Origin of the sequence: Thiohalorhabdus sp. (assembly GCF_036628635.1) — a bacterium.
Taxonomy (GTDB): domain Bacteria; phylum Pseudomonadota; class Gammaproteobacteria; order Thiohalorhabdales; family Thiohalorhabdaceae; genus Thiohalorhabdus.
Genome location: NZ_JAZKRM010000059.1, coordinates 1 through 10,635, shown reverse-complemented (window position 1 = coordinate 10,635; position 10,635 = coordinate 1). Strand labels below are relative to the sequence as shown.

Annotated in this window: 14 protein-coding genes and 1 pseudogene; 2 read left to right on the top strand and 13 right to left on the bottom strand. The window is 65.3% G+C overall.

The window, feature by feature from the left end; all coding sequences use genetic code 11:
• Positions 1–273: pseudogene (locus tag V5A19_RS12660) on the top strand (hypothetical protein); the annotation flags it as partial.
• Between the two features lie 707 nt (positions 274–980).
• Here V5A19_RS12660 and V5A19_RS12655 read toward each other — a convergent pair.
• Positions 981–1,454, bottom strand: a complete 474-nt coding sequence (locus tag V5A19_RS12655) for a hypothetical protein (protein WP_332319750.1) — start codon at positions 1,452–1,454, stop codon at positions 981–983.
• A gap of 139 nt (positions 1,455–1,593) precedes the next feature.
• Here V5A19_RS12655 and V5A19_RS12650 point away from each other — a divergent pair, with 139 nt between their 5' ends.
• Positions 1,594–3,489 carry a polysaccharide biosynthesis protein gene (locus V5A19_RS12650; RefSeq protein ID WP_332319749.1) on the top strand — a complete coding sequence of 632 codons (1,896 nt, stop codon included), beginning with the start codon at positions 1,594–1,596 and terminating at the stop codon, positions 3,487–3,489.
• A gap of 33 nt (positions 3,490–3,522) precedes the next feature.
• Here V5A19_RS12650 and V5A19_RS12645 read toward each other — a convergent pair whose 3' ends face one another.
• The 12 genes from V5A19_RS12645 to V5A19_RS12595 all read right to left on the bottom strand — a co-directional run bounded on the left by V5A19_RS12645 (position 3,523) and on the right by V5A19_RS12595 (position 10,499).
• Positions 3,523–4,689, bottom strand: a complete 1,167-nt coding sequence (locus V5A19_RS12645) for a DegT/DnrJ/EryC1/StrS family aminotransferase (protein ID WP_332327871.1) — start codon at positions 4,687–4,689, stop codon at positions 3,523–3,525.
• A 228-nt stretch (positions 4,690–4,917) separates the two neighbouring features.
• Entirely contained in the window at positions 4,918–5,130 is a 213-nt protein-coding gene (locus V5A19_RS12640) for a type II toxin-antitoxin system HicB family antitoxin (protein ID WP_332319747.1), read from the bottom strand.
• Positions 5,120–5,323 (bottom strand): type II toxin-antitoxin system HicA family toxin, encoded by a 204-nt coding sequence (locus V5A19_RS14405; protein ID WP_443081501.1) that lies wholly within the window; start codon positions 5,321–5,323, stop codon positions 5,120–5,122. The genes V5A19_RS12640 and V5A19_RS14405 overlap by 11 nt, the downstream gene beginning before the upstream one ends.
• Positions 5,324–5,385: 62 nt before the next feature.
• On the bottom strand, positions 5,386–6,021 hold the full coding sequence (locus tag V5A19_RS12635; RefSeq protein ID WP_332319746.1) for a sugar transferase: 636 nt from the start codon (positions 6,019–6,021) through the stop codon (positions 5,386–5,388).
• 116 nt (positions 6,022–6,137) lie between these two features.
• Positions 6,138–6,377, bottom strand: a complete 240-nt coding sequence (locus V5A19_RS12630; protein WP_332319745.1) for a hypothetical protein — start codon at positions 6,375–6,377, stop codon at positions 6,138–6,140.
• Positions 6,378–6,547: 170 nt separating this feature from the next.
• The gene (locus V5A19_RS12625; RefSeq protein WP_332319744.1) at positions 6,548–6,973 is read right to left on the bottom strand and encodes a helix-turn-helix domain-containing protein; all 426 of its coding nucleotides are present in this window, start codon (positions 6,971–6,973) and stop codon (positions 6,548–6,550) included.
• A complete protein-coding gene (locus V5A19_RS12620; protein ID WP_332327870.1) occupies positions 6,963–7,256 on the bottom strand; it encodes a type II toxin-antitoxin system HigB family toxin in 294 nt (97 codons plus the stop codon). The genes V5A19_RS12625 and V5A19_RS12620 overlap by 11 nt, the downstream gene beginning before the upstream one ends.
• Positions 7,257–7,442: 186 nt before the next feature.
• Positions 7,443–7,877 carry a GNAT family N-acetyltransferase gene (locus V5A19_RS12615; protein WP_332327869.1) on the bottom strand — a complete coding sequence of 145 codons (435 nt, stop codon included), beginning with the start codon at positions 7,875–7,877 and terminating at the stop codon, positions 7,443–7,445.
• Positions 7,878–7,930: 53 nt separating this feature from the next.
• Positions 7,931–8,206, bottom strand: coding sequence for a type II toxin-antitoxin system TacA family antitoxin (locus V5A19_RS12610; protein WP_332327868.1), 276 nt, complete (start codon positions 8,204–8,206; stop codon positions 7,931–7,933).
• 193 nt (positions 8,207–8,399) lie between these two features.
• Entirely contained in the window at positions 8,400–8,828 is a 429-nt protein-coding gene (locus tag V5A19_RS12605) for a nucleotidyl transferase AbiEii/AbiGii toxin family protein (protein WP_332327867.1), read from the bottom strand.
• Positions 8,825–9,628: a type IV toxin-antitoxin system AbiEi family antitoxin gene (locus tag V5A19_RS12600; protein WP_332327866.1), complete on the bottom strand. Its 804-nt coding sequence runs from the start codon at positions 9,626–9,628 to the stop codon at positions 8,825–8,827. Before V5A19_RS12600 ends, V5A19_RS12605 begins: the two co-directional genes overlap by 4 nt.
• Before the next feature lie 22 nt (positions 9,629–9,650).
• Positions 9,651–10,499, bottom strand: coding sequence for a sulfotransferase family protein (locus tag V5A19_RS12595; protein ID WP_332327873.1), 849 nt, complete (start codon positions 10,497–10,499; stop codon positions 9,651–9,653).
• Between the last annotated feature and the right edge of the window lie 136 nt (positions 10,500–10,635).

The window sequence follows — 10,635 nt, the reverse complement described above, 5'->3', positions numbered from 1 at the left end:
GAATTCTACCGGATTCGGAAGGCTGCTAAACCCCGGAACGGTGTGTTGGTAGTCCATGGGGCTCACCAAGCCGAGATTTTGCTCGGTCTTCTCGAAGGCAAGTACGGGAAGCTGGATGAGGGGACGCGGGAGCGGATCCAGGCAGCGGATGGGGAAACCCTGCAACGCTGGTCCCTGCGCCTTTTGACCGCCGCTTCCCTTGAGGAAGGGTTTGACGAAGGGCAGCGAAGCCCTATCGAGGAAGCGACTGGCACGGAGAGTGGCGAGACCTGACAGTTAGGATCTCGATCTTCACCGAGGCCCGTGAAATTCGTCAAAAAACCTATCCGCCCCATTCAAAGATGGTGCTTGTGGGAAGGGCTACCCACCCCGGCCGTATCGGAGGCCCTTTCTCTCGCGGCCAATGGCAGCTCCCACAAAGCCTTCAGCTGGCTTTCCTACCCCGGTGGTGGCTCTCCCACCGGAGAACCACCCATGCCGACAAGCCCATGCCAATGGCGATTATTCCCATAACAATAAAAGGGGTCATTGTGCCCTCTCCTCGCGATCATGCAGCCAATAACCAGCCAGATTCAGAAGCAGGCCCAGCACCGCGGCTCCGATCGCCGAACCGCCAGGGACCCGATCCTCCAGAAACCCACCAATAAGCCCAGCAACCAAGGCGGCAACTCCAACCCGCCGGAAATCGGCGGCCAAAGCCTCACCTGGTCTCCTCAAGCCCCCCTTCCTTCACCACCCAATCAGCATACCCGTTTGGAGTGTTTGCCTCCCCGACGTCCGCCAGATCTATTGATAATCCGCTTATCAGAAACTGCCTACCCGGCTAACTCAGGTATGGGACTTGTGGGAGGGGCTACCAGCCCCGACTCGGATCGGGAGGCCCTTCCCGTCGCGGCCAATGGCCGCTCTCACAGGACTCGAGCCCGTACTCCGGCATCCTTCCTGACCGAACCGAAAGGGAACGACCCCACCCGCCGTCTTCACCCCGCTGCCAGGACCTCCCGAATCAGCCGGCTGACGATCTGGCAGCCTTCCTCGTCCAGGCCCACCAAATGAAACTTGTCCGCCGCAGCCAAGACGTCCCGGTGGGGACGAAGCTCATCGGCAATCGCCTTTCGGGTCTCGGGGACCGCCATCCAATCTTCCTGGCCGTAGTAATCCGCGATCCGCAGCTTCAGGTGCGCCAGCCGGGTAAGGCGGCGATGGAGTATGACGTGCAAGACATTCTGGCGAGAACTGCGCTCGAACTGGAGGGTCACCCCATTGCGACGGGGCCATAGGTGCTTGGCCACCCCCGCCACCCCGAGCACAACCAGGGAAGCGATCAGCCCGATGCCGGTTTCCTCCAGCCCCGGCCCCAGCCACCCAACGACCCGGTATACCGGGTAGAACAGGGCAATCGCGGCCCCCACCAGGACAGGAGTCAGGGACGGGGAATGGCAGACGGTCTTCATGGGGCTATGGCCCCGCCAGCCGCAGCGCTGTCCACTCGCAGGCGGCACCCGCTCTAGCCATGGCAGCCTTCCCGCCGTAAAATACCCAGGGCAAAAAGGGATAACCCAGGGCCATATCCGCCTCGGGGGGCCGTCGTCGGTGTGGAATCGGATTCGTAAGCGCTATTTCGTCGTCCTCCACGATCTGGTCATGGTGGCGGTGGCGTGGACCGGGGTGTTCCTCATCCGCTTCGACCTCCACCCCACCCAGGTTCCACTGGAGCCCCTGACGACCACCCTCCCCCTCGTCGTCGCCATCCAGGGGCTACTCCTCTGGGCGACGGGTGCCTACCGGGCCGTCTGGCGCTTCGCCAGCGTCCCGGATGCCTGGCGGATCATCAAGGCGGTGGCCCTGGGGACCCTGGCCATCATCGCCGCCGTGTTCCTGTACAACCGGATGGAAGGCATCCCCCGCACGGTGCCGGTCCTCTATCCGGTCTTCCTCGTCCTGCTGCTCAACGGCCCGCGCCTCGCCTACCGGCTGTTCCGGGACCGCCGGATCGGGGCGGACACGGAGGCCCCGACCCAGCGGGTTCTGGCGCTCGGGGCCGGCGCGGCGGGGGAAATGCTCGCCCGCGACATCCAGAACCACCCCGACCACAAGCTGGTGGGCTTCCTCGACGACAGCCCCCAGGTCCAGGGCGCCAAGATCCGGGGCCTGCCGGTCATCGGCTGGATCGATCGGCTGCCGGAGGTCGCCCGCCGGGAGGCCGTGGACCTGATCATCATCGCCCTCCCCTCGGCCTCCACGGCCGAGATGCGGCGGGTGGTCGAGCTCTGCGAGCAAACCGGGCTGCCCTTCCGCACCCTGCCCCGGCTGCAGGACCTGGTCTCGGGCAAGGCCCAGCTTACCGATCTCCAGGAGGTGGCCATCGAGGATCTGTTGGGGCGGGATCCGGTGGACCTCGACTGCGAGTCCATCGGATCCCAGCTGCGCGGCAAGACCGTCCTGGTCAGCGGCGGCGGCGGCTCCATCGGCTCGGAGCTTTGCCGCCAGATCGCCCACTTCGGGCCCGGCCGCCTGGTGGTCGTGGAGAACTGCGAGTACCACCTGTTCCGGCTGGAGCGGGAGATTCTGGAAGCGGCGCCCGAGGTCTCGTTCACCTGCTCGCTCACCGACGTCAGGGACCGCGAGGCGGTGGCGGGCCTGTTCGCCCAGCACGCCCCGGACGCGGTGTTCCACGCGGCCGCCTACAAGCACGTGCCGCTGCTGGAGACCCACGCCCGCGAGGCGATTCGCAACAACCTCACCGGGACCCGGATCATGGCGGAGGCCGCCGACCGGTACGCGGCCGACAAGTTCGTCCTGGTCTCCACGGACAAGGCGGTCAACCCCACCAATGTCATGGGCGCCACCAAGCGGGCCGCCGAGGTCTTCTGCCAGAACCTCGACGCCCATTCGGCCACCCGCTTCATCACCGTACGCTTCGGCAACGTCCTCGATTCCGCCGGCAGCGTCATCCCCACCTTCCGCGAGCAGATCGCCCGCGGCGGGCCGGTGACGGTCACCCACCCGGAGATCACCCGTTACTTCATGACCATCCCCGAGGCCTGCCAGCTCATCCTGCAGGCCGAGGCCATGGGGCAAGGGGGCGAGATCTTCGTCCTGGAGATGGGCGAGCCCATCAAGATCGCCTACCTGGCCGAGCAGATGGTCCGCCTGTCGGGCAAGGAGCCGGGCCGGGAGATCGAGATCCAGTACACCGGCCTGCGGCCGGGAGAGAAGCTCTACGAGGAGCTGTTCCACCAGGGGGAGGAGCTGCAGGGAACCAGCCACCAGAAGATCCTGCTTTCCCGCTGCCGGGGTAGCGAGGACTGGTCGACCCTCAAGGATGAAGTCGAGCAGCTGGAGGCGCAGGCCCAGGCCAGCGGGCGCGACCTACTCCCCCAGCTGCGGCAGCTGGTGCCCGAGTTCCAGCCAGAGCCCGCAACCGAAGGGTCGGGCTCGGCCGAAACGGGCGAGAAGGTAGTCCACCTGCGGCCCGCGGAGGGCTAGGCCGGGCACCAGTTCCACCACCTCTCCCAGCCCTTATACGCCCGCGTCGGCCTCCCCCATTACCGCCCGGACCCCCTCGCAGAACCCCGCCACCTCCTCCTCGGTCAACGTCGGATGCACCGGCAGCATAAGGCTGGTCTCGCCCAGCTCCCGGGCCACGGGCAGGCGCTCGGCGGGCTGGAAGCCCGTTCCCTCGAAGGCCCGCTCGCGGTAGACCTCGGGGCAGATCCCCTGCATGGCCGGCACGCCCCGCTCCTGCAGCGCGGCGACCAAGGCATCCCGGTCCCAGCCGGGGCGCAACCCCTTCGGCCGGACAAAGGCGTACCACTTGTAGTAGGCATGGCCCACGTGCTCGGGCGGCTCGGTGAGGCGCAGGGCGGGGAAGGCCCGTCCGGCGTCGTTCAGGCGGGCGGCGTGGGCCCGGCGCCGGCTCAGCCAACCTTCCAGCTTGGTGAGCTGGATGCGGCCGATGGCGGCCTGCATCTCCGTGAGCCGGCAGTTGGTGCCGAAGGACTCGTGCAGCCAGCGGAAGCCGGGCGGGTGCTCGCGGTTGTAGACCGCGTCCCAGTCCTTGCCGTGGTCCTTGAAAGACCAGGCCCGGCGCCAGGCGGCCTCGTCTTGGAGCAGCAGCATGCCGCCCTCCCCGCCCGTGGACATGATCTTGTCCGTGCAGAAGGAAAAGGCCGCGGCGTCGCCCCAGGCCCCCACCGGATAGCCCTGGTAGGTGGCCCCGTGGGCCTGGGAGCAGTCCTCGATGAGGCTCAGGCCGTGCTCGTCGGCCAGCGCGCGGAAGCCGGCCATATCGCACGGCCAGCCGGCCAGGTGCACCGGCATGACCGCCTTGGTCCGCTCCGTGAGGACGGCGCGGACCGTGTCCGGGGTGATGTTCTGGCTGTCGGCATCCACATCGGCGAAAACCGGCGTTGCCCCGCGCAGGACGATGCTGCTCGCCGAAGCCAGGAAGGTGCGGGGCGTCACCACCACCTCGTCGCCGGCACTGATGCCCAGGGCATGCAGGGCCAGCTCCAGGGCCAGGGTGCCATTGGCCACCGCCACCCCATAGGGTGCGCCGCAGTAGGCGGCAAACTCCTCCTCGAAGGCGCGGCCTTCGCCGCCGTTCCAATAGTTCACTCGTCCGGAGGCCAGAACCGCCCGGACGGCCTCGATCTCGTCGGGGTCGTAATGGGGCCAGGAATTCATTCAAGCTTTCTCAGTTTCTAGAAGACAGAGGGGGGCAATAGGTTGAGAAGGCCACCAGCAGGACTGTGGGAGCGGTCATCCCGCCCCACCCCCACCCTTTTTATCCCGCTCATGCGCCTTGTGGCTGGCGTACGCGATTCCGAGGCCAGCAAAGGCTAGGACCCCGGTGAGGCCAAGCATCAGGTAGGCCGTTAAATTCATCTATTCCTTATCGAGTCGAAAAACTGGTCACGCGTACAGCAACCGCCCCTTCGGCTCCGGTACAGGCCAGCCAAGCTCATGCGCGGTCTCGATCCATTCCTCGATAACCTGCCGGGCGTTGGCCACCGCCTCTTCGTAGGATTCCCCATCGGCCATGCACCCGGGAAGCTCCGGGACCTCGACGAGGAAGGCCTGGTCCTCCTCACTCCAATAGATGATCAGCTCGTACCTAATCGACATCGATTTCCCCCAGCCTGTACTTAACCAATAAAGTCCGCACCTGTTTGACCTGATACGGTTTGGCCTTATTCCCTCGGGGCTGTAAGTTAATTATCTCTTCCCCGTCACCACGCGTGAAAATGTGGTGGTCCCCTTTTATGCGTTCTTCGAAGCCCAACCGGAGCAATAAATTCCGCAGGCCGGCGAAGTCCACATTGGCATCCGCCCCTCCCGCCAGGATCTTCTGCCTTAGTTTGGCGTATTTCCCCACCTATTTCACCCCACCACCGTCCGCCAGATATACCCCAGATCTTTTCGGAAGGACCAATGCTCCACGTACTCCCGGTTCAGGCGCACCTTGTCCGGGAAAATCACCTCGCGGTTGTAGCGCTCCGGGTCGGCCACCTGTTCCAGGAGCTCTTCCTCGTTGCGGTAGGCCAGCGTGGCCGGCCCGGTTATACCTGGGCGGACGCTGAGGATGACGCGGTCCTCACCCTCCAGGGCGTCGGCGTAGCCGGGCACGTCCGGCCGCGGCCCGACGAAGCTCATGTGCCCCACCAGCACGTTGAACAGCTGGGGCAGCTCGTCGATCTTGGCGCGCCGGAAGAAACGCCCAAGGCGGGTGATGCGGGGATCATGGCCGGTGGTGACGGTGGTATCCAGACGGGTATCGGGCCGCATGGTGCGCAGCTTAACCACCCGGAAGATGCGCCCGTTCCGCGCCACCCGCTCCTGGGTGAAGAAGCCGTTGGCGCGAGTGTCCAGCGTGGCCAGAAGCCACGCCGGCAGGATGATCCAGGAGGTGAGCACCAGCCCCACCGCCGCCCCGAAGAAATCAAAGCTGCGCTTGAGCGCGGCCTGGGGCTTGCTGAGCCCTTGCGGGGTGTCCTTCCCTTCAACGGAAATAGCCAAGAAACCCCTTTCCTGTTATTGACCGTCCGCTTTGCCCAAAAAGCATAATTGTAGGAGCGGCTACCAGCCGCGACCCGGGATCTCACAGAGGTCCCGGAATGGGCTACTCCCCACCCTCACCCATACCCAAACCGCCCCAACGCATCCCCCACCAGGCGCTCCAGCCGCCCCACCGCATCGCCGTCCAGGGCCTCCCGCCCCTTGCCGACGCTGGTGGCCTGCACCCCGGCCACGGCCTCCTTCCGTTCGGCGGCTCCGGCCTCGAGCCCCAGGAAATCGCGCACCCGGCCCAGTTCCCGCTCAGGGGAGATCCCGAAGTCCTCGTAGGTCACCTCCAGCCACTTGTCCTCCGGCATCTGCGCGAAGGCCGCGGCGGCGGATTCAACCCAGCGCCGCGACTGGAGCGCGCAGACCTCGTCCAGCGGAGGAAGCCCTTAAGCGGGCTCCATCGCCCGCTCAGGGGCCAGCTCGTCCGACGGCTAGCGCAGGTTGCCGTGGCGTCATGTGCTGGGCCCTTCCCCCGCCCCTAACCACCCCGGAAAGCATCGGTGGAAACCCCGAAACGGTCGGCTAAGGCCCGGACCTGACGCCAGTTGAGATCCCGCTTCCCCGCGAGGATTTCCGAGACCACAGACTGCCCCCCGACCTCCGGAAGGTCGGACTGGGTCAGGCCGTGCTCAGCCATCAGGTAGCGCAGGACTTCCCGGTTGCCGGATACCGGCATGGGGCGTTTCTGTTCGTCATAGGCCTCAATGAGGTCGCCGATGCGGGATGCCAGCTCGGCCCGCGGGTCATCTTCCAGGTCGCTCGCCCGATCAAGCAGATGGTCCATCATGGCCACGCGCCGGTCGTAATCCGCCTCGTCGGTGATCTCCGACAGCAACGGGGCGATGTGCCGCCAGTGCGCCTCGGCCTCCTCGACTTGCTCCTCAATGCGATCCTTAACAGTCATCTTTCCATGCCTCCCGGTCGTATTCGGGATGGTCCAGCACATACCGAATGAAGACCTTCTGCGTTCGGTACTGCACCTTGGCAATGAGCCGGATTTTATTGCCGCCGAGGTCGAAAACGTGGCAGTTGCCCACCTTATGCACCGAGGGGAAAAGCTGCTGCATGTCGGCGAAGTGCTGGGGCGAAGCGCTCTTGATCAGGCGGTACCAGGCATCCAGCGCGGTAGAAGATTCGGGCCACCGTTCCTTGGCCTCCCAAATGCGCTTCTGCGTAATGACGTGCACGTCACCCTCTTCGTCTTGCCTACCCTCAGGATCCAGGATGGCAACTTTTTCCTGGTATCGCAATTAGCGATATTCTGGTGAGCCCCTTTTACCTCGGCGGACACCGGAGCAATCCTGGGAGACAGTCCTAGCTGGGCCAGCGGGTGCGCCTGAGGCAATAGTGCGAGCTTGTTTCCAGAGATCACATCAACCGCCCATCAGGGCGCGGGCATCCTTGAGGGTCACCATCAGGGTCATGTCATCGGCAGGGGACACCTGGAAGCCATGCCGTTCGTAGAACCGCCTGGCGTCTTCGGATAGGGCGTGCACCAAAACGGCCTTGATCCCGACCTGTTCGGATGCACCCACAACCCGAAGCACCGCGTCCCGAAGCATCCCCCGACCGATGCCCTTGCCGTGGTACCGGTTGTCCACTGAAAGGCGCCCCAGCACGAGCATGGGCACGGGCTCGGGCATATTCCGGCGTACCTTCCCGGGCGCCTCGGCACGTTGGATGGCGCCGGTGGCAAGGGTGTAATAGCCGACGACTGCCTGGCCGTCACAGACCACAAACGTCCGCGAGCCGTCGTTGTGCTCGTTCTTCAAGGCAACGCGCTGGAGCCAGTCGGTAAGCGTTCGCACCCCGCAATCGAAGCCCGAAGTGTCGTGCTCCTCCGTTAACCGTGCCGGGGCCCTTAATCCCACGGCGCCGGCGTCGTCAGCAGCTTCCGCAGAGCCGGGTTATCCTTGACCGGCGCATCCAGGGCCTCCTCGAAGGCGGCAAAGCGCTCCTCGTCCAGCAGGAACAGCCGCTGATCGAGCAGGGTATTTTCCGCCTCCCGGCACGCCGCCTCGAGCACGAATTCAGTGCGACTCTTGCCGGTGAGCTGCCGTGCTCGATCAATGAGCGCCCGCTGGGCCGGCAGGGCCCGCAGGTTGATAGGCGTTTCGCGCTTGGCTGGAGTCGTCATGGGGTGCCTTCTCTGTATACACAACCACATACACCACTGTATAGCAGTCTGCTAGACACTCCGGCGGCTAGCGTAGGTTGCCGTGGCGCCAAGTGCCGGGCAGTCCATTCCGCATGGGTCGGCACGATGGTGACAACGCCACGTTGAAGCCATCAGGTCCCACCTTGCCAGGGATCACCGGGCAGCCGGCTGATCAAGGTTTCCGATACGGTCCGCGCCATGGCGTCCAGGCCCCATGCGCGGCCGTGGGCGAGCAGCGGGCCAATGTCAGCGGCGAATCTTCCGAGGTGAAACGGTAATCGAACGTAACGCGGCCCTCGCTTTGCTTGTAGCGCGGCCGGCCGAGCCACGGGTCCAGGACTTCGTGCAAAGCGTCCATGATAGGGCTGGCCGGCTCTGCTTCTATCTGCACCAGATCGATATCCTCCGAATAGCGTGCCGGCGGCCAGATGAAGAGCTTGTAAAGCGCCGTGCCGCCCCGAAATGCCAGCGTACGGGCCAGTAACGGGTGCGAGAAGATGTCTACGAGCGCCTTGCTGATTACCAGATCCTGCTCGACTTGGTAATCTTCAACCCACGGCGCTTCGCTGCGCCATTCGGTGATGTAGTCGCGCGGGATCACAGCTCCGGTTCCACGTCGGTATTGATCACAAGCTTCCAGCGCTTATTCCGCTGCGCATCCCGCGCCTCGGTTCCGGGGCTCAGCAACGCGTATTCCCGGGCGTGCGCCTCGACGAAGCGCCGCAGTGGGTGCGTCTTCTCACCCACTTCCCCTAGCTCCAGCAGATAGCCGAGGCGCTGCGCCCACGGCAGGGGGCCCGTTTCGGCTGCCTTGGCCAGCAGCGCGGCATCCATGTCCTCGGCGAGCTCGACAATCACCGTGGCAACCTGATCAAGCCCGCCGGCATGGCCAAGATAGCCGGCAAGGTCGATCGCCGTCGCCTCGGGCGTCGAGACCTTCACCGCACCACGCGGCGTATTAAACGAGCGGGTCGGCACCTCCTTCAGGCGCTTGCGCGCGATAAAGGCGACCCGGACTGCGCCGCATCCGATCGGTCGGCGGTTTTTCTCAAGAAAGACCTGGAATTCCTGCGGGCGGTGATGCGCAGCGCCGTAATATTGCGCCGCACTGAGCAGGCCCACATAGTACGGCTTGCCCTCCCGCTCCATCAGGGCCGGGATGAGCTGTTCGGCCGGCAGACAGCCGAGCGTGCGGTATTCGGGCGGGATGACAACGTAGAAACCCCGGGCCGGGGAAGCGACGCGGTTTCGAGCGGCAAGGCGTTTGAGTGCGTTGCGGGCCGCCGGAGCCGACAGACCCAGCGCCTCCTGAAGCTGCGCGACCGTGAAATGATAGCGACCGCGAGCTGCCAGGGCATCGACATAGTCGGCGGGTCGTTGATGGTGGGAATCCGATTTCACTTTTTCAAAGTAACGTTATCCGTTACTTTGTGCAAGCACCTTCGGAAAGCCCCAACGCATCCCCAACCAGGCGCTCCAGCCGCCGCACCGCATCGCCGTCCAGAGCCTCTCGCCCCTTGCCGATGCTGCCGGCCTGCACCCCGGCCACCGCCTCCTGCCGTTCGGCGGCCCCTGCCTCAATCCCCAGGAAATCGAGCACCCGCCCCAGCTCCCGCTCCGGGGCGGTCACGAAGTCCTCGTAGGCCACCTCCAGCCACTTCTCCGCCGGCATCGCCGCGAAGGCCGCGGCGGCGGATGCCACGCAGCGCCGCCACTGGAGCGCGCAGACCTCGTCCAGGGGGTGCTCGGCCAGCAGCTCCTCCATGCCGGCCAGCTGCGGCCCCCAGAAGGCCAGCCGCTCCTCCCGGGAGAACAGACGGTAGAACCGGTTCCAGAGGTAGCGCCCGCCGTAGTACGGCAGATCGGTGAGGGGCACGAAGCGCGCCTTGCGCGCCAGGTAGGGGATGTCCAGGGGCGCCTTCCAGCGCTTCATGGCCGAGCCCACGGCATCCAGGCCATCGCGGCGGATGAAGACGTAGCGCGCCTCCGGTACCACCGCATCCACGAAGGGCACGCGCAGGGAGTTGGCGCAGGTCTTCTCCACCACGAACTCCGCCCCGTACCGCCGCGCCACCCAGTCGAACTGCCGGCGGATATAGCGCCGCACCCGGGGCCGGGCCATGTCGGGGGTGAATTCATCTGAGGGGTAGCGCAGGTTGCCGTGGCGCCAGATGTAGTTGATCTCATCGCAGGGCCAGGTGGCCACGCCCGGGAATTGGGTGAGCACATCCCGCAGCATGTTGGTGCCTGAGCGCGGGGCGCCAATTATCACGACAGGGGTAAAGGCCGCCAACTTCCACCAATCCTTTCCGCCCGAAAACCCATCCTCGGGCAATGGCCCTTGTAGGAGCGGCCAGTGGCCGCGACCCAATCATTTCCGGATCTGGAGAACCGCTGATCAGATATCC